The sequence below is a fragment of the Streptomyces diastatochromogenes genome (assembly GCF_002242805.1).
In the GTDB taxonomy this organism is placed as follows: domain Bacteria; phylum Actinomycetota; class Actinomycetes; order Streptomycetales; family Streptomycetaceae; genus Streptomyces; species Streptomyces diastatochromogenes.
Genome location: NZ_MCGQ01000043.1, coordinates 1 through 21,771, shown reverse-complemented (window position 1 = coordinate 21,771; position 21,771 = coordinate 1). Strand labels below are relative to the sequence as shown.

General features: G+C 70.6%; 17 protein-coding genes. 8 read left to right on the top strand and 9 right to left on the bottom strand.

What is annotated here, in order from left to right:
- Nucleotides 1-310: 310 nt before the first annotated feature.
- Nucleotides 311-903, bottom strand: a 593-nt coding sequence (locus tag BEK98_RS38520; RefSeq protein WP_208643357.1) for a PucR family transcriptional regulator ligand-binding domain-containing protein, incomplete at its 3' end; no start/stop codon positions are given.
- A gap of 203 nt (nucleotides 904-1,106) precedes the next feature.
- Between BEK98_RS38520 and BEK98_RS38515 the strand changes: the two genes are divergently transcribed.
- From BEK98_RS38515 to BEK98_RS38505, 3 genes are read left to right on the top strand one after another with little or no spacing between them, the layout of a single operon-like run.
- On the top strand, nucleotides 1,107-2,567 hold the full coding sequence (locus BEK98_RS38515; protein WP_094221416.1) for a sodium:solute symporter family protein: 1,461 nt from the start codon (nucleotides 1,107-1,109) through the stop codon (nucleotides 2,565-2,567).
- Nucleotides 2,568-2,623: 56 nt separating this feature from the next.
- A complete protein-coding gene (gene speB, locus BEK98_RS38510) occupies nucleotides 2,624-3,595 on the top strand; it encodes an agmatinase (RefSeq protein ID WP_094221415.1) in 972 nt (323 codons plus the stop codon).
- Between the two features lie 5 nt (nucleotides 3,596-3,600).
- On the top strand, nucleotides 3,601-5,304 hold the full coding sequence (locus BEK98_RS38505; protein WP_094221414.1) for a thiamine pyrophosphate-binding protein: 1,704 nt from the start codon (nucleotides 3,601-3,603) through the stop codon (nucleotides 5,302-5,304).
- Here the strand turns inward: BEK98_RS38505 and BEK98_RS38500 are convergent.
- The 7 genes from BEK98_RS38500 to BEK98_RS38470 form a co-directional block, all read right to left on the bottom strand.
- On the bottom strand, nucleotides 5,301-5,744 hold the full coding sequence (locus BEK98_RS38500) for a DUF6210 family protein (RefSeq protein WP_094221413.1): 444 nt from the start codon (nucleotides 5,742-5,744) through the stop codon (nucleotides 5,301-5,303). The genes BEK98_RS38505 and BEK98_RS38500 overlap by 4 nt on opposite strands.
- Before the next feature lie 27 nt (nucleotides 5,745-5,771).
- Nucleotides 5,772-7,124, bottom strand: a complete 1,353-nt coding sequence (locus BEK98_RS38495; protein ID WP_244202163.1) for a VanZ family protein — start codon at nucleotides 7,122-7,124, stop codon at nucleotides 5,772-5,774.
- 134 nt (nucleotides 7,125-7,258) lie between these two features.
- Nucleotides 7,259-7,801: a hypothetical protein gene (locus BEK98_RS38490; protein WP_143684218.1), complete on the bottom strand. Its 543-nt coding sequence runs from the start codon at nucleotides 7,799-7,801 to the stop codon at nucleotides 7,259-7,261.
- A gap of 39 nt (nucleotides 7,802-7,840) precedes the next feature.
- Nucleotides 7,841-8,194 (bottom strand): peptidase inhibitor family I36 protein, encoded by a 354-nt coding sequence (locus BEK98_RS38485; RefSeq protein ID WP_094221411.1) that lies wholly within the window; start codon nucleotides 8,192-8,194, stop codon nucleotides 7,841-7,843.
- Nucleotides 8,195-8,371: 177 nt separating this feature from the next.
- On the bottom strand, nucleotides 8,372-9,178 hold the full coding sequence (locus BEK98_RS38480; protein ID WP_094221418.1) for an endonuclease: 807 nt from the start codon (nucleotides 9,176-9,178) through the stop codon (nucleotides 8,372-8,374).
- Between the two features lie 159 nt (nucleotides 9,179-9,337).
- Nucleotides 9,338-11,632 carry an ArnT family glycosyltransferase gene (locus BEK98_RS38475; protein ID WP_094221410.1) on the bottom strand — a complete coding sequence of 765 codons (2,295 nt, stop codon included), beginning with the start codon at nucleotides 11,630-11,632 and terminating at the stop codon, nucleotides 9,338-9,340.
- 86 nt (nucleotides 11,633-11,718) lie between these two features.
- Nucleotides 11,719-12,138, bottom strand: a complete 420-nt coding sequence (locus tag BEK98_RS38470; RefSeq protein ID WP_143684217.1) for a hypothetical protein — start codon at nucleotides 12,136-12,138, stop codon at nucleotides 11,719-11,721.
- Between the two features lie 84 nt (nucleotides 12,139-12,222).
- Here BEK98_RS38470 and BEK98_RS38465 point away from each other — a divergent pair, with 84 nt between their 5' ends.
- From BEK98_RS38465 to BEK98_RS38445, 5 genes are all read left to right on the top strand, one after another.
- On the top strand, nucleotides 12,223-13,152 hold the full coding sequence (locus tag BEK98_RS38465) for a serine hydrolase (RefSeq protein WP_094221408.1): 930 nt from the start codon (nucleotides 12,223-12,225) through the stop codon (nucleotides 13,150-13,152).
- A 78-nt stretch (nucleotides 13,153-13,230) separates the two neighbouring features.
- Nucleotides 13,231-14,259: an esterase-like activity of phytase family protein gene (locus BEK98_RS38460; protein ID WP_094221407.1), complete on the top strand. Its 1,029-nt coding sequence runs from the start codon at nucleotides 13,231-13,233 to the stop codon at nucleotides 14,257-14,259.
- Nucleotides 14,260-14,357: 98 nt separating this feature from the next.
- Nucleotides 14,358-18,077 carry an ABC transporter ATP-binding protein gene (locus BEK98_RS38455; protein WP_094221406.1) on the top strand — a complete coding sequence of 1,240 codons (3,720 nt, stop codon included), beginning with the start codon at nucleotides 14,358-14,360 and terminating at the stop codon, nucleotides 18,075-18,077.
- A 126-nt stretch (nucleotides 18,078-18,203) separates the two neighbouring features.
- On the top strand, nucleotides 18,204-18,596 hold the full coding sequence (locus tag BEK98_RS38450) for a hypothetical protein (RefSeq protein WP_094221405.1): 393 nt from the start codon (nucleotides 18,204-18,206) through the stop codon (nucleotides 18,594-18,596).
- 99 nt (nucleotides 18,597-18,695) lie between these two features.
- Entirely contained in the window at nucleotides 18,696-20,120 is a 1,425-nt protein-coding gene (locus BEK98_RS38445) for a S28 family serine protease (RefSeq protein ID WP_094221404.1), read from the top strand.
- A 42-nt stretch (nucleotides 20,121-20,162) separates the two neighbouring features.
- Here BEK98_RS38445 and BEK98_RS38440 read toward each other — a convergent pair.
- The coding region (locus BEK98_RS38440) for a WD40 repeat domain-containing protein (protein ID WP_244202162.1) at nucleotides 20,163-21,771 on the bottom strand (1,609 nt) is incomplete at its 5' end.

Genomic DNA, 21,771 nt, shown 5'->3' with positions numbered 1-21,771 from the left:
GTGGGGGCGGGTCGGGTGGCGGGGGTGGCGGGAGCCTTCGGCGTGGTGGCGGTTGCGGCGGCTTTCGGGGTGGTGGTGGGAACTTTCGGGGTGGTGGCGGTGGAGGACGAGGAGGGGGTGGCTGTGGGACGGGAGCCGGGGGCGGTGAGGGTGGCGTCGGTGCGGGTCGGGTGTGCGGCCGCGAGGGTGCCGTCCGGCTCGTGCTCCGGCCCGGGAGTTCCCCGGCCCGTCGGCCGTACCACCCCCGCCAGTCCCGCCAGGGCCTGCCGGACCCCCTCCGCCGGCTCCCGGCCCGCCCCCGCGATCTCNNCGGCCCGCCCCCGCGATCTCCGTGCCGTCGGGGCCGTAGAGGATCGCGTGGCCGCCAAGGCGTTGGGCGAGTTGGCGTAGGACCGAGGGGATCGGGTCGGGGCGGGAGGCCGCGGCGGCGAGGCTCTGCTGAGCTTCCGTGACGCGGCGGAGTTCGGCCAGGCGGGCCTGGGCCATCAGTTGCCAGACCGCGCGGGCCACGCCCGAGAAGGTCGTCTGCGGCGGGACCTCCAGGAGGGGGAGGCCGTAGGCGTCGCAGGCGGCGACCAGGGCGCGCGGGACCGTGTCGTGCACGGGTGCCAGACCGAAGCCGAGGGCCGCCCCGCCCGCGGCCACGATCCGGGAGACGTAGTCGTCGAAGTAGGTCCCCGAGCCCGCCGCCTCCGGGATGTGCACCCCGGCCGTGAGCAGCAGCTCGCCGCCCAGCAGATACGGGTACGGGTCGGCCATCTCCGAGGTGTGCGCCCAGTGGATCACGATGTCCGGGTCCGAGGGGCCCGCGATCTGCCGCAGGGCCAGGTCCTCGCGGGCCAGCAGGGCCGAGAGCGGGACCGGTGGGGTCGGTGGGACGGCTGGGGTGATCGTCTCCGGCATGGTGTGCGTTTCCTCCATCCCGCCCCGTTCGTATGGATGAAACGTACACTTCGCAGTCGCTTTCCGGCCACCTAGTGTCAAGTCAGCACGGCAGCCGCGGGTACGGGCGGATGTCCCCGCGATCAGCTGCCGGCGCTCCTCTCAGGAACCCCCATACGTCTCTGCACGACACGCCACCGACCGTGCGCGAAGGAGGGCCCCACATGGCCGTCGACTACACAGTGATCGTCGTCTACCTGGCCGGGATGCTGGCCATGGGCTGGTGGGGCATGCGCCGCGCCAAGTCGAAGAGCGAGTTCCTGGTGGCCGGCCGCCGCCTCGGCCCCGCCATGTACTCCGGCACCATGGCCGCGATCGTCCTCGGCGGCGCGTCCACCATCGGCGGCGTCGGCCTCGGCTACCAGTACGGCCTCTCCGGCGCCTGGATGGTCTTCACCATCGGCCTCGGCCTGCTGGCCCTGTCGGTCTTCTTCTCCGCGCGCATCGCCCGCCTGAAGGTCTACACCGTCTCCGAGATGCTGGACCTGCGCTACGGCGGCCGGGCCGGTGTCATCTCCGGTGTGGTCATGTGGGCGTACACCCTGATGCTCGCCGTCACCTCGACCATCGCCTACGCCACCATCTTCGACGTGCTCTTCGACATGAACCGCACGGTCGCGATCATCCTCGGCGGCTCGATCGTCGTCGCGTACTCGACGCTCGGCGGCATGTGGTCCATCACGCTGACCGACATGGTGCAGTTCGTCGTCAAGACGATCGGCGTGCTGCTCCTGCTGCTGCCCATCGCGGTGGTCAAGGCCGGCGGCTTCTCCGAGATGAAGGCCAAGCTGCCCACGTCGTACTTCGACCCGCTGGGCATCGGCGGCGAGACGATCTTCACCTACGTGCTGATCTACACCTTCGGCATGCTGATCGGCCAGGACATCTGGCAGCGCGTGTTCACCGCCCGCGGCGACCGGACGGCGAAGTGGGGCGGCACGGTGGCCGGCACCTACTGTCTGGCCTACGCCCTCGCCGGTGCCGTCATCGGCACGGCCGCCAAGGTCCTCTACCCCAAGCTCGGCAGCCCCGACGACGCCTTCGCGACCATCGTCAAGGACGAGCTGCCCATCGGTGTGCGCGGTCTGGTGCTGGCCGCCGCCCTCGCCGCCGTGATGTCGACGTCCTCCGGCGCCCTGATCGCCTGCGCCACGGTCGCCAACAACGACATCTGGTCCCGGCTGCGGGGCGCGGTGCGCCGGGACGGCGACGAGCACGACGAGGTCAAGGGCAACCGCGTCTTCATCCTGGTCATGGGCGTCGCGGTGATCGGCACCGCGATCGCGCTGAACAACGTCGTCGAGGCCCTGACCGTCGCCTACAACCTCCTGGTCGGCGGCCTGCTCGTCCCGATCCTCGGCGGCCTGCTGTGGAAGCGCGGCACCGTGCAGGGCGCGCTGGCCTCCGTGATCGTCGGCGGCCTCGCCGTGATCGGCCTGATGGCGGGCTACGGCATCCTCGCCAACGAGCCCGTCTACTACGGCCTGCTCGCCTCCCTCGCCGCCTACGTCGCCGTTTCCCTGGCGACCAGGCCCACCGACGAGGCCGTCCTCACCACCTGGCGCGAGCGCCTGGCGGGACGGTCCCCCGAACTCGCGTCCGAACCGGTCCCGGCTCACCAGTAGAGTCATAGGGAAAGCAGTACATGCGCGACGAAGCGCAAGAAAGAAGGCATTTCACTATGAGCAGCAACGAGACGCCCCGCGGCCCCGTCGACTCCTCCCGCATCCCGCGGTACGCCGGACCCGCGACCTTCGCCCGGCTGCCCCGCCTGGACGAGGTCGGCACCGCCGACGTCGCCGTCGTGGGTGTGCCGTTCGACTCCGGCGTCTCGTACCGGCCGGGCGCCCGCTTCGGCGGCAACGCCATCCGCGAGGCGTCCCGGCTGCTGCGCCCGTACAACCCGGCGCAGGACGCGTCGCCGTTCGCGCTCGCCCAGGTCGCGGACGGCGGCGACATCGCCGTCAACCCGTTCAACATCAACGAGGCCGTGGAGACCATCGAGGCCGCCGCCGACGACCTCCTCGGCACCGGCGCCCGCCTGATGACCCTGGGCGGCGACCACACCATCGCGCTGCCCCTCCTGCGCTCGGTCGCGAAGAAGCACGGCCCGGTGGCCCTGCTCCACTTCGACGCGCACCTGGACACCTGGGACACCTACTTCGGCGCCGAGTACACGCACGGCACCCCGTTCCGCCGCGCGGTCGAGGAGGGCATCCTCGACACCTCGGCGCTGTCCCACGTCGGTACCCGCGGCCCGCTGTACGGCAAGCAGGACCTCACCGACGACGAGAAGATGGGCTTCGGCATCGTCACCTCCGCGGACATCTACCGCCGCGGCGCCGACGAGGTCGCCGACCAGCTGCGCCAGCGCATCGGGGACCGCCCGCTGTACATCTCCATCGACATCGACTGCCTCGACCCGGCCCACGCGCCCGGCACCGGCACCCCCGAGGCCGGCGGTATGACCTCCCGCGAACTCCTCGAGATCCTGCGGGGGCTGGCATCGTGCAACCTGGTGTCGGCGGACGTCGTCGAGGTGGCTCCCGCGTACGACCACGCGGAGATCACGTCGGTGGCGGCCTCCCACACGGCGTACGAACTGACCACCATCATGAGCCGCCAGATCGCGGCGGCCCGGAAGGACGCGTAAGCGCAGTGACTCACGACCACGACCTGGTACTCCGCCCGACGGCGGCACAGATCTCGACCGCGCTGAACCCGCCCCCCGGGCGCAACGGCGGAGACCTGGTCGTGGAAACCCTGGCCGGGCTCGGCGCGACCACCGTCTTCGGCCTGCCCGGCCAGCACGCCCTCGGCATGTTCGACGCCCTGCGCCGCTCGGCGCTCCGCTACATCGGCCTGCGGGTGGAGAACAACGCGGGCTTCGCGGCGGACGCGTACGGCAGGATCACCGGTGAGGCGGCTCCGCTGCTGCTGTCGACGGGCCCGGGCGCGCTGACCTCGCTGGCCGCGCTGCAGGAAGCCGCCGCCGCTTCCGCCCCCGTCCTGGCGATCAGCAGCCAGATCCCGACGGCGGGCCTGGGCGGCGGCCGCCACGGCTACCTGCACGAACTCCCCGACCAGTCCGCCTCCTTCCGGGGCGTCGTCAAGTCGGTCCACACGGTCCGCACCCAGTCCCAGATCCCCTCGGCCATCGCGGCGGCCTGGCAGTCGGCCCTGACGGCCCCGCACGGCCCGGTGTGGGTGGAGATCCCGCAGGACGTGCTGCTGGCGGAGACGTCGTTGCCGGTGGTGACGGCGATGGACGCGACCCCGGACGACCTGGTCCCGCGCCCCGAACTCACGGCGGTGGCGGCGGACCTGCTGTCCCGCGCCGCCCGCCCGGCGATCATCGCGGGCGGCGGAGTCGTACGCTCGGACGCCTCGGGGAAGCTGCTGCAGCTGGCCGAGAAGCTCGACGCCCCCGTGGTCACCACGTTCGGCGGCAAGGGTGCCTTCCCCTGGACGCACCCCCTCTCCCTCCAGTCCTGGCTGGAGGACCGCCACACCACGGACTTCCTGGAGGACGCGGACGTCCTCCTGGTGGTCGGCTCGGGCCTGGGCGAACTCTCCTCCAACTACCACACGTTCAAGCCCCGGGGCCGCGTCATCCAGGTCGAGGCCGACCTCGGCAAGCTGGAGTCCAACCACCCGGCCCTCGGCATCCACGCGGACGCCCGCCTGGCCCTCCAGGCCCTGCTGGAGACGGTGGAGGAACGCACGGACGAGTCGGCACCGGAGCGGGTACGGGAGCTGCTGGCGAAGGTCGCCGACCGCATAGCCTCCCAGGAACTCACCCTGGAACAGGACGTGTTGGCCTCGGTCCGGCGCGCACTCCCCGCCGGCTCCCCCTCCTGCTGGGACATGACGATCCTGGCGTACTGGGCCTGGTCGGCCTTCGACCCCCACGGCGCGAACACCATGCACTCCGCCCAGGGCGCCGGCGGCCTCGGCTACGGCTTCCCGGCGGCCCTCGGCGCGGCCGCCGCGGACCCCACCCGCCCGGTCCTGGCCGTCTCGGGCGACGGCGGAGCCCTGTACTCCATCGCCGAGCTGGCGACGGCACGCCAGTACGACCTCCCGGTCACCTGGCTGATCGTCGACGACGGCGGCTACGGCATCCTCCGCGAGTACATGACGGACGCCTTCGGCCAGGCAACGGCCACGGAACTCACGCGGCCGGACTACGTGGCCCTCGCCGAGTCCTTCGGCGTCCCCGGGGTTCGTACGACTCCGGAGACTCTGGAGGAGGATCTGGCGAAGGCCCTGTCGGCCCCCGGCCCGTCGGTGGTCGTACTCCCGGCGGTCCTGCGGATGTTCGCGCCGACGCATCTGGGCCAGGACGCCTACTCCGCCTAGTCGGAGTTCTCCCAGACCAGCACCCCCGGACCGTCAGGCGTCACGACCGGAACCCATGCCTCGTCGATCTCGGCGAGGCGGGTCTCGTCGAGGGCCAGCGGGGTGGGGAACAGGTCGTGCCGGTTCGCGGAGCCGTAGAGGTGGAAGGCGACAGCGGCCCTGAGCCGGTCGAGCAACTCGACCGGCCAGTCCAACTGCCTGGCGCCCTGCCTCTTCAGCTCGCCGACGAAGATCTCCTTCAGCTCCTCGTCGAGACCCCGCCCGAAGAGGGGGATGAGGTAGCCCTCCTGCGCGTACTGGACACAGCCGACCCCGCCTCCCTGCACCTCGTAGACCACCCCGGTCTTCGCCGCGACGATGACGAACGCCCATCCCTGGTCCGAGCCCGTGCCGTCCGGGTCGAGGAAGACGTACCGCCGGTTGTCGTCCGCGTCAGCCATGAGGGGAGCGTGGCATACGGCGCCTCATTACCCGTAGATCTCTCCGGTGCCGGCGTCCAGGACCGTGTCGTACGGCTCGCAGCCGTTGGCGGCGCCGGATCCGTGGGGTGTGCATCGGTGGTCGGTGACGCGGACGGACCACACCACGCGCCAGGGGCCCTGCCAGCCCTTGGCGCGTTCGGTTCTCAGGGTGTCGGCGTGGATCCTCAGCCGGCTGAGATCGGCACCGCTCTTCTTCTGCTCCTTGCGGACGATCTCCTCGGCCTGCTGCGCCGAGATCAGCCGGGCGGGAAGCTCGACCTGCTTGGGGCCGAAGTCGACCAGCAGCTGGGAGACGCGGCCGGAGCGGTTGATCCGCACGTCGAGGCTGCGTGGCATCGCCACCCCGCGCTCCTTGAAGCGCCATGACGTGAGCCACCCGGACTCGGCTTTGCTGCCGACGGGTCGAGTGTCGTGCCAGGAGGCTGACTCGGCCCACGGGTAGTGGGAGGTCATGTAGGAGTGGGCGATGCGGTACGCGTCCTGGGTGTCGTGGGGTGCGGTGGCGCCGGGGACGGGGAAGCCCGACCGCGCCGGGTGCGGGGAGTCCTCGAAGTCCACGGTCAGGTGGCGTCCGCCGGGCCACATCAGCTCAGCGGGGAAGCCGTCCGCGATCTGTATCGACATCCAGCCGTTGTAGCCGTCGATGCCGGGGCTGATGCGCACGGATCCGACGGGGTACCGGTCGCCGAAGGCCTGACGGATGACGCGCTCGGCGGCCTCCCGCTCGTCGCCGTGTGCGTCACGCACGCTGGAACCGTCCACGTGGTACGCGGTGATCGCGGTCTGGAAGACGGCGGGCCCGGCCACGGCGAGCGCCCCGGCCACGATCAGCGTGGGCCTGGCCCACGAACGCCACGCGACGCGGCCGCGCACCAGCACCAGCCCGGCGGCCACGCCCAGGACGCCCCCACCGACGTTCATCTCCACATCCGCGCTGTCGCAGATACCGCTCACGAACGGGGCCAGGGCCTGGGCGAGTTCGATGAGACAGGGCAGCGCGAGGACACCGACGAGCACCGGAAGCGGACGCCGCAGTGCCAGGACACCGAACAGGCCCAGCGGGACGAACATCGCCAGATTCCACAGACCCTGCGTGGTGTGCAGCGGCTCGGTGATCTCATGGTTGATCACACACTCGGCCCGTCCCGCCTCACCGCCCCGCAGCGCGAGGGTGACACCGAGGACACCGGTCAGGCAGAACGTCAGCGGCAGCCACCAGACGGCGTGATCCACCTCGCGGCGACGGGCCGCAGCCCACGCGGTCACCCCTACGACGAGGGCGACGACAGTGAGCCCGGCCAGGAACCACATGTCGTCGCCGAAGACAGCTTCGAACACAGCTTTGCAGCACTCCCCCCGTGAAGCGCCCCCGCTTTCGTCGGCGGCGCGCGCTCCGACGACCTGGTCAGGGTCGCGGGCGTCGCGCCGACCCTACCTCGGGCCGAGGGGATGGGGACGAACGCCGGGGTCAGCTACGGCCGTTGCGGTCCTCGGGCGACGACCGGGCGGCCACCGTCGTGCGGCAGGACGACGGTGAACCGCCAGGGACCGTCGTCGACCTGCGCCAGACCGACCGACTCGGCGGCGCCGAGCGCCTGCGCGACGGCCTCCGCACCGTCGCGCAGCTCGTCGAGCTTCACGTAGTACTGCGCCAGGCCCGCGGACGGACCGTCGATCCACCGCACGACCTTCGCGCCGGTGCGCAGCGCGGAGAGCAGGTCGTCACGGGTGCTTCCCGGGGCGGCTGCCACCACCCTGTCGTGCAGGCGTTCCTGCGCGGACGCCTGTGACGGGGCCGCCGCCACCTGCCGACGGCACTCCGGGCAGGCGTGGCGGCCGTGGGCGACGAACAGGTGCCGGTAACGGACGATCCGCTGCTCCGGAATGCCGCACAGCGTCCCGTCGGCGTCCACGGCGTGTTCCGTGCCGGGAACGCCGTCGACCTCACCGGCCCCGAACCGGGCGGGCTCGCGCGCCGCCTCGAAGGACCAACGGCTGTACGGGTCTTGAGCCATGCGGATCAGCATGCCACGCAGGTCCGCAACGGCCCGGGGTCAGCAGGCGCCCGTGCCCACCCCGTCGATCCGCCCGCCGAAGTCGCCGGAGTACTGGGAGCGCCAGTCGCCGTTGAAGACGTCCCGCTTCTCCACCGGGTCCCAGTTGATGAAGCAGGCCCGGGTGTTGGCGACGAAGGAGCCCACGTTGTCGTGGAGGTTGGGCGGCATGTCGCGGTAGCCGCTGCGGGCCGTCCACTCCCAGTAGTCCCCGCCGAAGCCCTCCCCGCTCCAGAAGCACACCGAGCCGTCGGGACAGGGCGGCGCGGCGGCCTGGGCCGAGGCGGTCTGGGCGGGCAGGAGGAGGGTGGTCAGGGCGAGAGCGGCGGCCAGGGACCAGGAGCGAATCTTCACGGGCCTCTCCAGAAAGGGGAGTTGGGATGCCTCGGTCGTGGTGCCGAGGCATCGCCATGCTCCTGTTCCGGATCGGGGACACGCCCGGGCCCAAGATCGACATCACCGGTGTGGGCGAAGAAGTAGAACTAGTGGAACTAGTACGACCGGTGCCCGCTCCGTGCCGGCTCCTCCCGCCTACCAGATCTCGTCGACCCACTCCGGGTGATCGATGAACGGGTTGCGGTTGTGCTGGTAGGAGTCGTAGATGACCTGGTTGCGGCGCTCCTCGAAGGCGTCCGGCGGGTCCTCGTCGTTCCACTTCTTCAGGATCGACAGCTTGCCTATGTAGGGGTTGCTGCCGTTGCCGACCTTGTCGTCGGGTTCGAGGTCGGCGAAGCCGTCGCCGCCCTCGTAGCGGACCGCCATGTAGAGGATCATGCGGGCGACGTCACCCTTGACCGCGTCGCGCGGCTCGAAGGAGTCGGAGTCGGCCTTGCTGCCACCGCTGTTGGTGAACGTGCTGCCGCCCTCGTCGAAGTCGAGGTTGCCGCGCTTGGCGTTGACCGCGACGTCCTCGGGGCGGATGTGGTGCAGGTCGGTGCCGGGGCCGGTCGAGGTGGTGAGGTCGCCGTGCGAGATCGCCCAGACGTGCTCACGGTTCCAGTCGCCGCTGTCACCGCCGTTGAGCGACTTGCTGCGGGAGATGCCCGAGTACAGCAGGATCACGTTGCCGCTGTTGTTGGGGTCCTGGTCCGTGTTCTTCAGGGCGTCCCAGAGCGCCGAGTACGACAGCTTCGTCACACCCGAGCTGATGATCGTGTGCAGGGACGACTTCAGGCTCGTACCGGTCTTGCCGACGGCGTTCTTGTAGTACGTCGAGTCGTACGCGGTCGTCGTCGCCTGGGCCGGGGACGCGGTCAGGGTGGGGGCGGCGAGGCCGACCAGCACGGCTGCTGTGGTCAGCGCCAGTGCCTTCCAGCGGCGCGGGGGTGTCGCCAGCATCATGTGGGGTCCGTTCTACGCGGGTTGAATGGAGGCGGCAACCGGGAGCGTGGCATGGACATGCAGTCTGTGCAATGAGCGGGACGTTTCCATCAGGTGAAGGAACACGACAAACGGCCCCCGATCCGGTGATCGGGGGCCGTTCTCGAGCGAGTTGTGTCAGCTGACGTCCGACGGGTCCAGACGGTAGAGCGACGAGCTGTTGCTCTGCGACGAAGAAGAGGACGAGGAGGACGAGGAGCCCGAAGCGCCCGAAGACGACTTCGACGTGCTCGAACTCTTGCTGTACGCGCTCTCCTTCACCGCCGTACCGTGCTTCTTCACCCAGTTCGACACCTCGGTGCTGAGGCTGTTGCCACCGCCGGGCCCGCCACCCATGCCGCCGCCGCTGCCGATCTGGATGTAGTGCAGCTCGCCCTTCTTCACCAGCTCCTTGAGCTTGGCGACGGTCATCGCGTTGTCGGTGCCGGTGAAGCCCCACATCGAGATGACGGGCACGTTGCTGCTCAGCTCGATCTGCGCGGCGCTCTGCGAGTTGGACACCGCCAGCAGCCACTTGGCGCCGTCCTGGTGCTTCTTCAGGTACGAGATCAGCTCGCTGTCGGCCCCGCCCATGCCGCCGCCGGGCCCGCCGCCCATGCCGCCACCGCCGAAGTCGCCGTTCCCGCCGGGCAGTCCGCCCTGCCGGGTGCCGCCCTCGGCCGTACCGCCGTTGGTGCCGGTGCCGCCCGGGGGCGTACCGCCCATCTGGCCGTTGCCCCCAGGAGCCTCGCCGGTCTGGCCGTTCTGCCCGCTCGGGGCACCCGGCAACTCACCGTTCCCGCCGCCGGGGAAGCCGCCGCCCGCCTGGCCGCCCTGCTGGGTGCCGCCCGGCAGCTCGCCGTTGCCGGGACCGCCGGCCGCGCCCCCGAAGCCGCCCCGGTCGCCGCCGCCCGGCCCGCCGCCGAAGCCGCTCCCCGTCGACGGCCCGGCCGTCGGGTTCGTACCGCCCATGCGGCCGCCGCCCGACCCCGCCGGCACCGACCAGGCGTACGCCGCCGGACCGGCCACCGCAGCGACGACCGCCGCGGCGAGGGAAGCCGCCAGCAGTCGCACCCGGTTGCCGTCGCGGAAGACGAACAGGCCCACGATCGCCGCCGCCATGACCACACCGATCACCGGCCACAGCCAGGTGTTCCAGCCGGAGGCCCGGCGCAGCAGCACGATCGCCCAGATGCCGGTCACGGCCAGGGCGGCCGGGAGTACCCACGCCCACCGCTTGTCGTCCCGGAACGCACGCAGCAGCATCACGCCGCCGCCCCCGCACAGCACCGCGATGCCGGGCGCGAGCGCGGTCGTGTAGTACGGGTGCATGGTGCCCTCGGCCATGCTGAAGGTCAGGAAGTGCAGCACGGTCCAGCCGCCCCACAGCACCAGCGCGGCGCGGGTGAGGTCGGTGCGCGGGGCGCGGCCGCACAGGATCAGGCCGGCGACCAGCGCGACCGCCGAGAAGGGCAGCAGCCAGGAGATCTGCCCGCCGAGGATGTCGTTGAACATCCGGCCCAGGCCCGCGGATCCGGAGAAACCGCCGCCTCCACCGCCCCCGCCTCCGCCGTTGCCCTCGCCGCCGAGGACCCGGCCGAGGCCGTTGTAGCCCATGATCAGGTTCCAGGCGGTGCCGTCCGTCGAACCGCCGATGTACGGCCGCTCGGAGGCCGGGACGAGGGAGACCGCCGCCGCCCACCAGAAGCTGGAGACCGCCAACGCCACGGCCGCGAGCGCCAGGTTGACGATCCGCTTCACCAGCGGGAGCCGGGCCGCGTACAGGTACACCGCGAAGACCGCGGGCAGCGCGATGTAGCCCTGCAGCATCTTGGTGTTGAAGGCGAGCCCGAAGCAGACCGCCGAGCCGAGCAGCGGCAGCAGCCGGCCGCCCGTCACCGCGCGCAGGGCGAGGGCCGCGCCGCCGACCATCAGCAGGACCAGCAGCGTGTCGGGGTTGTTGTCCCGGTTGATGGCCACGGTGATGGGCGTCAACGCCAGGACCAGCGCGGCCAGGGCGGCCGCCGCGTGTCCCCACACCCGCTTCACGGACGTGTGCAGGATCCAGATCGTCGCCAGCGCGGCCACGATCATCGGCGCCATCATCTGCCACGTCCCGAAGCCGAAGACGCGGCAGGACAGCCCCATGACCATCAGCGCGAGGGGCGGTTTGTCGACGGTGAGGAAGTTGCCCGCGTCCAGCGAGCCGAAGAACCACGCCTTCCAGCTCTGCGTACCGCTGAGCACGGCCGCGCTGTAGAAGCTGTTGAGGCTGGAGCCGGAGAGGTTCCAGGAGTAGAGCACCGCCGCCAGGATCATGATCGCGATCAGGGCGGGCAGCGACCAGCGCGGCGCGGCGGCCGGGACCGCCGCCGCGGGCGGCCCGGCGGTCACGGTCGTCGTGTGGGGGAGGGGATCGGTGGCAGATGTCACGGGAGCAGCGTGCAGAGCCGGTGTGAGCGCGCGCTGTGGCGTACCTGGCGGTTGCCTGTGAAATCACAGAGGGCGAAAGGTCCCGTCTAGTCCAGTACGCCCTTGTGGTCCTCCCTGTACTTGGCCAGTTGGGCCTCGTACCCGGCCGTGAAGTCCGCGAGCGGGCGCTCGCCGATGGTCTTGCTCGGTATCAGGCCGCGCTCCAGGAAGTCGGGTATCGAGCGGAATACGGCAGTTGCCGCCTTCGCGTACTCTCCACCCCGTTTGTGTGCCTCCAGTAGGGCGTTGTACGGATCCGACTTCAGGTCGTCGATCCGCTCGGCAGGGCTGTCCTTCCCCGTGAACGCCTCCGGGCCGGGCAGGGAGCCGCGCGGATCGGCGAGGAGGCGCAACACCGCCACCGCAGCGAACAACCGCCCCGACCGCTTGAATTCGCTGTCCTTCTCGTCCGGCATGACCGGATCTCTGCCCCCGCCCGCCCCCGCGAACTCCCGCCCTGGGAACATGCGTACAACTTTCGGCCACCCCGACGAGTCACCTCAGTAGGCGCCGGGGTGCGCCCGACGTCGTTTCAAGGGGGAGAAGCTTCCATGACCCACCGGATATCCCGACACGCCCGAGTGCTTGCGGCAGCCCTCGGCGCCGGGGTGCTCATACCCACCGTGGCCGCCGCCACCCCGGCCCCGGCCGCGACCCCCGCCGTCAGCTGTACGTCCGGCAAGGCGGGTCTCGCCACCAAGTTGCAGAAGGACATCACGGCGGCGCTGGCGAACCGCAAGGGCACCGTCGCGATCGGTGTCTACGACCGCACCACCAACACCACGTGCACGCTGCGGGCCACCTCCGCCTACGACTCCGCGAGCGTCGTGAAGGTCACCGTCCTCGCCACGCTGCTGTGGGACGCGAAGAAGCACAACCGGTATCTGACCGACCGTGAGACCACGCTCGCCAAGGCCATGATCACCAAGTCGGACAACAGCGCGACCAGCACGCTCTGGAAGCAGCTGGGGCTGACGAAGATCAAGGGCTTCCTGAGCGCCGCCGGAATGACGAAGACCGTCCCGGGCGCGAACGGCTACTGGGGCCTGACCCAGATCAACGTCACCGACGAGCAGAAGCTGCTCAAGCTCATCACCGCCAAGAACACGGTCCTGAGCGACAACTCCCGCGCGTACATCCTGAAGCTGATGAACCAGGTCATCTCCTCGCAGCGCTGGGGGACGCCGGCCGGGGCGCCGTCCACGGTCACCGTGCACGTCAAGAACGGCTGGCTGCAGCGCTCCACGCACGGCTGGCGCGTGCACAGCGTCGGCACCTTCAACGGCGGCGGCCACGACTACATGATGACGGTGCTCACCTGGGACAACAGCACCATGGACTACGGCGTCACCACCATCCAGAACGTGGCGAAGGCCATCCACAAGAACCTCGTCCCGGCGACGTCCTCCGCCACCTCGCTGCGCTACACGCCGACGTCCACGCCGAGCGAGGCGTTCCCCGCGGTGCCCCCGCAGGGCTGACGCGGGGATGACGCGGGGCTGACGACGCTTCACGAGACGGTCTCCCGCCGGTCACCGGACCGACCTACGGTGGCGCCCATGCGCCTGAGAACCGTACTCGCCACTCTCACCGCCGGCCTGGCGGCGGCCACCTGCCTGGCCGCCGCCGGGCCCGCCGGTGCCGCCGACCCGGCGGACGGCAACGCCTGTTCGCCGACCGTCTCCCTCGACCGCTTCTCCGACGCGCTCGACAAGACGACGTACCAGGGCACCTTCGTCGGCAACTTCTCCGCACTCGCGGTGGACCGCGACGGCTCCCTTGCCGCGCTGGAGGACCGGTCCTCCCTCTTCGGCCTGGACCCGAAGACCCTCCAGCCGACCTTGGCCGTCCACCTCGCCGACGAGAAGGGCGCCGACCTCGACTCCGAGGGGCTCGTCATCGACCGGGACGGCACCCGGCTGATCTCCTCCGAGACCGAGCCGTCCGTCCGCCGCTACTCCCGTGACGGGAAGATCCTCGACCGCCTCCCGGTCCCGCCCTCCCTTCTGGTCGCCCCGGCCGGCCGCGCCACCGCCAACCAGACCTTCGAGGGCCTGACCCTGCTGCCCGGCGGCCGCACCCTGCTGGCCTCCATGGAGTACGCGATCTCCGGGGACTCCGCCGGCATCGTCCGCTTCCAGACCTGGACCCGCCACCACGGCCGCTTCCGGCTCGCCGCCCAGTACGCCTACCGCACCGACGCCGGCCTCGGCGTCCCCGAGGTCCAGGCCACCCCCGACGGCCGCCTCCTCGTCCTGGAGCGCGGTTTCACCGCGGGTGTCGGCAACACCGTCCGCCTCTACGAGGCGGACCTCCGCCACGCCACCGACACCAGCACCATCGAGAACCTGACTGGCCGGCCGGACGTCCGCCTGATCAAGAAGACCTTGCTCACGGACATCGCCGCCTGCCCGTCCCTCGGCGCCACGGCCAAGCAGCCCCAGCCGAACCCGCTCCTCGACAACATCGAGGGCATGACGATCACCGGACGCGACCACACCGGCCGCCTGAAGGTCCTGCTGGTGAGCGACGACAACCAGAACCCGGCCCAGACGACCCGGTTCTATTACCTGCGGGTACGTGTCTGACGTCCGATGTCCGCCTTCGTTTTGTTGCGGAGGGATGAAATCCGCTCCTGTTGACGTTGGTGTCTTCCGGAAGAGCAGGTCTGACGGAAGGCACCGGCGTGGCAGCGCAACGGGGATGGGCACGACGGCTGGCGGGCTACGCCTGGCGGTATCCGAAGGACGTCGTCCTCGCTCTCGGGGCCTCCCTGGGCGGCATGGCCGTGATGGCCGTGGTCCCGCTGATCACCAAGGTGATCATCGACGACGTCATCGGCGACCACAGCCGCTCCATGGCCCCGTGGGCCGGCGCGCTGCTCGGCGCCGCCGTCCTCGTCTACGCTCTCACCTACATCCGCCGCTACTACGGCGGCCGGCTCGCCCTCGACGTCCAGTACGACATGCGGACCGAGATATACGGCACGATCACCCGCCTCGACGGCCGTCGCCAGGACGAGCTGTCCACCGGCCAGGTGGTCGGCCGGGCCACCAGCGACCTCCAGCTGATCCAGGGCCTGCTCTTCATGCTCCCGATGACCATCGGGAACGTCCTGCTCTTCGTGATCTCCCTGGGGATCATGGCGTGGCTGTCGCTGCCGCTGACCCTGGTCGCCCTGGCCGTGGCCCCGGCCCTCGGCTGGATCGCCAAGCACAGCCGCAGCAAGCTCCACCCCGCCACCTGGTACGCCCAGGCCCAGGCCGCCGCCGTGGCCGGTGTGGTCGACGGCGCCGTGAGCGGCGTACGCGTGGTGAAGGGCTTCGGGCAGGAGGAGCAGGAGACTGGGAAGCTGCGCGAGGTCGGGCGCCGCCTGTTCGCCGGACGCCTGCGGACCATACGCCTGAACAGCAGGTTCACGCCCGCCCTCCAGGCCGTCCCGGCCCTGGGCCAGGTCGCCATGCTGGCCCTCGGCGGATGGCTCGCGGTCCGCGGGCACATCACCCTCGGCACCTTCGTGGCCTTCTCCACCTACCTCGCCCAGCTGGTCGGCCCGGTCCGCATGCTCGCCATGGTCCTCACCGTCGGCCAGCAGGCCCGCGCGGGCACCGAGCGCGTCCTGGAGCTGATCGACACCGAGCCGACCCTGAAGGAGGGCACGAAGACCCTGTCGGCCGACGCACCGGCGACCGTCGAGTTCGACGACGTCTCGTTCGGGTACGAACACGAGCGCCCCGTGCTCGAAGGGCTCAGCTTCGAGATCCGGCCGGGGGAGACCCTGGCCGTCGTCGGCTCCTCCGGCTCCGGCAAGTCCACCGTCTCCCTGCTCCTGCCGCGCTTCTACGACGTCACCCACGGCGCCGTCCTGATCGGCGGCCACGACGTGCGCGAGCTGACCCTGGACTCGCTCAGGGCGGCGATCGGACTGGTGCCCGAAGATTCGTTCCTCTTCTCCGACACCGTCCGCAGCAACATCGCCTACGGCCGCCCGGACGCCACCCAGGAGGAGATCGAGGCCGCCGCCCGCGCCGCCCAGGCGGACCGTTTCATCGCCGAGCTGCCCGAGGGCTACGACACCAAGGTCGGCGAGCACGGCCTGACCCTCTCCGGCGGCCAGCGCCAGCGCATCGCGCTCGCCCGCGCCCTGCTCACCGACCCGCGCCTGCTGGTCCTGGACGACGCGACCTCGGCCGTGGACGCCCGCGTGGAGCACGAGATCCACGAGGCGCTGAAGCACGTCATGGAGGGCCGTACGACCCTCCTCATCGCGCACCGCCGCTCCACCCTCAACCTCGCCGACCGCATCGCCGTCCTGGACGGCGGCCGGCTCGCCGACCTCGGCACGCACGAGGAGCTCCAGGACCGCTCCGCCCTCTACCGCCGGCTGCTCACCGACCCGGACGAACTGGGCGGGGTCTCCCCGGGCCACGCCCGCCCCGTCCTGCCGCAGGAGGACATGTCCGTCCGCGAGGAGCTGGACGCCGAGTTCGACGCCGAGCGCGGGGTCACCCCGCGGCTGTGGACCGGCGACCGCGAGCCCAAGGACCAGGCGCTGTCCGGCACCCCGGCCACCCCCGAACTCCTCGCCCAGGTCGACGCGCTGCCCCCGGCCACCGACACCCCCGACATCGACGAGGCCCACGCGGTACGCGCCGAGGAGTCGTACGGCCTGCGGCGCCTGCTGCGCGGCTTCGGCGCGCCCCTGCTCGTCAGCCTGCTGCTGGTCGCCGTGGACGCGGGCGCGGGCCTGCTGCTGCCGGTGCTGATCCGGCACGGCATCGACCAGGGCGTCACCAAGATGGCCCTCGGCGCGGTGTGGGCGGCCTCCCTGCTGGGCCTGTTCACCGTGCTGCTGCAGTGGGTCGCGCAGATCGGCGAGACCCGGATGACCGGCCGTACCGGCGAGCGCGTCCTGTACTCCCTGCGCCTGAAGATCTTCGCCCAGCTCCAGCGGCTCGGCCTGGACTACTACGAGCGCGAGCTGACCGGCCGGATCATGACGCGGATGACGACGGACGTCGACGCCCTGTCGACCTTCCTGCAGACCGGCCTGGTCACGGCGTTCGTCTCGGTCGTCACCTTCTTCGGCATCATGGGCGTCCTGCTCGTGCTCGACGTCCAGCTCGCCCTGGTCGTCTTCGCCACCCTGCCCCCGCTGATCGTCGCCACCTTCTTCTTCCGCCGGGCGAGCGTGAAGGCGTACGAACTCGCCCGTGAGCGGGTGTCGGTGGTCAACGCCGATCTCCAGGAGTCGGTGGCCGGGCTCAGGATCGTGCAGGCGTTCCGGCGCGAGCGGGACGGCGGGCGGCGGTTCGCCGAGCGCAGCGACAGCTACCGCCAGGCCCGTGTCCGGGGCCAGTGGCTGATATCCGTCTACTTCCCGTTCGTCCAGCTGCTGTCGTCGGTGGCCGCGGCCGGCGTCCTGATCGCGGGCGCGGGCCGCATCGAGGCGGCCACGCTGACCACCGGCGCCCTGGTCGCCTACCTCCTCTACATCGATCTGTTCTTCGCCCCGGTCCAGCAGCTCTCCCAGGTCTTCGACGGCTACCAGCAGGCCACGGTCTCGCTGGGCCGCATCCAGGAACTGCTGCGCGAGCCGACCTCCACCGAGTCCGCCGACGAACCCCTCGAAGTCCTCGCCCTGCGCGGCGACATCGCCTTCGAGGACGTGCACTTCGCGTACGGCGCCGAGGAGGAGGCCCTGACCGGCATCGACCTGACGATCCCGGCCGGGCAGACGGTCGCCTTCGTCGGCGAGACGGGCGCCGGCAAGTCGACGCTGGTCAAGCTGGTGGCCCGGTTCTACGACCCCACCGCCGGCCGGGTCACGGCCGACGGCACGGATCTGCGGACCCTGGACCTGACCTCGTACCGCCACCGCCTCGGTGTGGTCCCGCAGGAGGCGTACCTCTTCCAGGGCACCATCCGCGACGCCATCGCCTACGGCCGCCCGGACGCCACCGACGCCGAAGTGGAGGCTGCGGCGCGTGCGGTCGGCGCGCACGACATGATCGCCACCCTGGACGGCGGCTACCTCCACGAGGTCGCCGAGCGCGGCCGCAACCTCTCGGCCGGCCAGCGCCAGCTGATCGCACTCGCCCGTGCCGAACTGGTCGACCCCGACGTCCTCCTCCTCGACGAGGCCACGGCCGCCCTGGACCTGGCCACCGAGGCCCAGGTGAACCAGGCGACCGACCGCCTGGCGGGCCGCCGTACGACGCTGGTGGTCGCCCACCGGCTGACCACGGCCGCCCGCGCGGACCGGGTGGTGCTCATGGACCACGGCCGGGTGGCGGAGGACGGCACCCACGAGGAACTCCTCGCCCGCGGCGGCCGGTACGCCGCACTGTGGCGGACCTTCGTCGGCCAGTCCGAGCCGGAGGAGCCGGTGGGCGTCTCCCGCTGAGGCACTGAGACACTGAGGCCGTTCGACCCGTTCTGCTTCCTGTCATGCAACCACCGGCACACCTCATGCGTCCGTACATCAGTACGGTCACCGGGCACGCATGACGGCGGTACGGGGAGGACGACAGTGGACAGTGGTGCGATACGCAGGCGCCTGGCGATGGGCGCGGCCGTCCTGGCCGGGTCCCTCGGGCTCGCTCTCGCGGTACCCGGCACCGCCTTCGCCTCGGCGGACGGCTCCTGCGCCGGGCGCGAGGTGCGGACCCTGCCCTTCAGCACCGGCACCGTGCACGTCTTCAAGCACGACGGCTACGTCTGCGCCGTCACCGTCGCCCGGAACCCCGGCGTCAAGCGCGTGATGTCGGTGAGCGTGCAGGCCCGCGGCAACCGGCCGGTGGTGGACAAGGGCAGCTACAAGCACCACGCGGGCCCGGTGACTGTCCATGCCGGGCAGCGGTGCGTGTGGGTGAAGGGCGTGGTCGGCCGGGGATCGGTCAGCTCTGGCTGGATCCTGTGCTGAAATCTCAACTGATCGCGAAGACCGCCCAATCGCCCCTGGTGTGACGGCAGTTGATCCGCTAGCTTCCGGCGGACATCTGTCTCACAGGGGAGAGTGCGCATGCGCAAGGCGCTCAGATGGCTGCTGGCGCTCACGGTGTTCATAGGCACGTTGAGCACAGCGGGCGCGGCCACCGCCGCACAGTCCGAGCCCACCGACATCAAGGACCGGCTCCTGTCCATACCCGGCATGAGCCTGATCCAGGAGAAGCCGTACCCCGGCTACCGCTACTTCGTCCTGAACTACACCCAGCCGGTGGACCACCGCCACCCGGACCGGGGCACCTTCCAGCAGCGCATCACCGTGCTGCACAAGGACGTCTCGCGCCCCACGGTCTTCTACACCAGCGGCTACAACGTCTCCACCAACCCGTCCCGCCGCGAGCCCACCCAGATCGTGGACGGCAACCAGGTCTCCCTGGAGTACCGCTTCTTCACGCCGTCCCGCCCCGACCCGGCCGACTGGTCCAAGCTGGACATCTGGCAGGCGGCGAGCGACCAGCACCGCGTCTACGAGGCGCTGAAGCCGGTCTACTCCGCCAACTGGCTGGCCACCGGCGGCTCCAAGGGCGGCATGACGGCCACCTACTACGAGCGCTTCTACCCCCACGACATGGACGGCGTGGTCGCCTACGTCGCCCCCAACGACGTCGTGAACAACGAGGACTCGGCCTACGACCGCTTCTTCGCGCGCGTCGGCACCAAGGAGTGCCGGGACCGCCTGAACGCCGTCCAGCGTGAGGCCCTGGTCCGCCGCGAGCCGCTGGAGAAGAAGTACGCCGCCTACGCCGCCGACAACCACTACACCTTCGACACCATCGGCGGCCTGGACAAGGCCTACGAGGCGGTCGTCCTCGACTACGTCTGGGGCTTCTGGCAGTACAGCCTGCTGTCCGACTGCTCCTCGATCCCGGCGAACGCGGCGACCGCGACGGACGAGGCGATCTGGGACTCGGTGGACACGATCTCGGGCTTCTCGGCGTACACCGACCAGGGCCTGGAGACGTACACGCCGTACTACTACCAGGCGGGGACGCAGTTGGGCGCCCCCACCATCCACTTCCCGTACATCGAGCGGAAGTTGATCCGCTACGGCTACCAGCCGCCGCGCAACTTCGTACCCCGCTCCATCCCGATGCGCTTCCAGCCGTTCGCGATGCGGGACGTGGACACGTGGGTCCGCCACCACGCGCAGCACATGCTGTTCGTCTACGGCCAGAACGACCCCTGGGGCTCGGAACGCTTCCGCCTCGGCGCGGGCGCCCGCGACTCGTACGTCTTCACGGCGCCCGGGTTGAACCACGGGGCGAACGTGGCGGGGCTGGTGGCCGAGGAGAAGTCGCTGGCGACGGCGCGGATTCTGGAGTGGGCGGGGGTTGCGTCGTCCGCGGTCCAGAAGAACCCGTCTGCGGCGAAGCCGCTGGCTCGGTATGACCAGAAGCTGGATGTGCGGGGCGTGGAGAGGGAGCCTGCGCTGCGCCCGTAAGTCCGAAAGGGTGACTGGCGGCGGGTTCGCGAGGACCCGCCGTCAGTGCGAGCGGCAGACGGGGCCGGCTGACTGGCCCGGCAGGTACGCCGTCCGTTCCTCCGGGGTGAGGTCGCGGCTGATGGCCTGGCAGATCTTCTTGATTGCTGCTGTGGGTGGTGGGAGAACGACATTCCACAGCCGCGCGGTCTTGTCGGTGCTGCCGGTGGCGAGGGTGCGGCCGTCGGGGCTGAATGCCACCGCTTCCACCGTGTTGGTGTGTCCGGTCAGGGTCGTGCGCGTTTTGCCGGTCGTCACGTCCCACAACCGCGCGGTGGTGTCGTAACTGCCGGTGGCGAGGGTGCGGCCGTCAGGACTGAACGCGACCCCGAGCACTGTGTTGGTGTGTCCGATCAGGGTTCTGCGGGTTTTGCCGGTGGTCACGTCCCACAGGCGCGCGGTGTAGTCGAAGCTGCCGGTGGCGAGGGTGCGGTCGTCGGGGCTGAATGCCACCGTTTCCACCGAGTCGGTGTGTCCGGCCAGGGTCCTGCGGGGTTTGCCGGTCGCTACGTCCCACAGGCGCGCTGTCTTGTCGGTGCTGCCGGTAACGAGGGTGCCGCCGTCAGGACTGAACGCGACCCCGAGCACCGTGTTGGTGTGTCCGGTCAGGGTTCTGTGGGTTTTGCCCGTGGTCACGTCCCACAGGCGCGCGGTGTAGTCGAAGCTGCCGGTGGCGAGGGTGCGGCCGTCGGGGCTGAATGCCACCGAATACACCGAGTCGGTGTGTCCGGTCAGGGTTCTGCGGGTCTTTCCGGTGGCCACGTCCCACAGCCGTGCGGTCTTGTCGGTGCTGCCGGTGGCGAGGGTGCGGCCGTCGGGGCTGAATGCCACCGAGTTCACCGAGTCGGTGTGTCCGGTCAGGGTTCTGCGGGTTTTGCCGGTGGCCAGGTCCCACAGGCGTGCCGTGTTGTCGGTGCTGCCGGTGGCGAGGGTGCGGCCGTCGGGGCTGAATGCCACCGAACTCACCGATTTGTCAACGATCAGGGTTTGGCCGGTGGCCACCTCCCACAGCCGCGCTGTCCTGTCGTCGCTGCCGGTGGCGAGGGTGCGGCCGTCGGGGCTGAACGCCACCGAATTCACCGAGTCGGTGTGCCCGATCAGGGTTGTGCGGGACACACCGGTGGCCACGTCCCAAAGCTGCTCCGTGTGGTCCCCGCTGCCGGTGGCGAGGGTGCGGCCGTCGGGGCTGAATGCCACTGAGTACACCGAGTTGTTGTGTCCCTTCAGGGCTCTGAGGGTTTTGCCGGTCGCCACGTCCCACAACCGCACCGCACTGCTGGAGCTGCCGGTGGCGAGGGTGCGGCCGTCGGGGCTGAATGCCACCGAATTCACCGAGTCGGTGTGTCCGGTCAGGGTTCTGCGGGGTTTGCCAGTGGCCACGTCCCACAGGCGGGCTGTGTTGTCGTCGCTGCCGGTGGCGAGGGTGCGGCCGTCGGGGCTGAACGCCACCGAGTACACCGAGCTGTTGTGTCCGGTCAGGGTTCTGCGGGGTTTGCCGGTCGTCACGTCCCACAGGCGGGCTGTGTTGTCGTCGCTGCCGGTGGCGAGGGTGCGGCCGTCAGGGCTGAATGCCACCGCTCCCACCGTGTTGGTGTGTCCGGTCAGGGTTCTG

Excerpts from the sequence above, each read along its gene's own strand:
- BEK98_RS38470 (WP_143684217.1), bottom strand. The coding sequence starts at position 12,138 with ATGTTCCCAGGGCGGGAGTTCGCGGGGGCGGGCGGGGGCAGAGATCCG.
- BEK98_RS38445 (WP_094221404.1), top strand. The coding sequence starts at position 18,696 with ATGCGCAAGGCGCTCAGATGGCTGCTGGCGCTCACGGTGTTCATAGGC.
- BEK98_RS38480 (WP_094221418.1), bottom strand. The coding sequence starts at position 9,178 with ATGCTGGCGACACCCCCGCGCCGCTGGAAGGCACTGGCGCTGACCACA.
- BEK98_RS38500 (WP_094221413.1), bottom strand. The coding sequence starts at position 5,744 with ATGGCTGACGCGGACGACAACCGGCGGTACGTCTTCCTCGACCCGGAC.
- speB (WP_094221415.1), top strand. The coding sequence starts at position 2,624 with ATGAGCAGCAACGAGACGCCCCGCGGCCCCGTCGACTCCTCCCGCATC.
- BEK98_RS38460 (WP_094221407.1), top strand. The coding sequence starts at position 13,231 with ATGCGCCTGAGAACCGTACTCGCCACTCTCACCGCCGGCCTGGCGGCG.
- BEK98_RS38515 (WP_094221416.1), top strand. The coding sequence starts at position 1,107 with ATGGCCGTCGACTACACAGTGATCGTCGTCTACCTGGCCGGGATGCTG.
- BEK98_RS38490 (WP_143684218.1), bottom strand. The coding sequence starts at position 7,801 with ATGGCTCAAGACCCGTACAGCCGTTGGTCCTTCGAGGCGGCGCGCGAG.
- BEK98_RS38465 (WP_094221408.1), top strand. The coding sequence starts at position 12,223 with ATGACCCACCGGATATCCCGACACGCCCGAGTGCTTGCGGCAGCCCTC.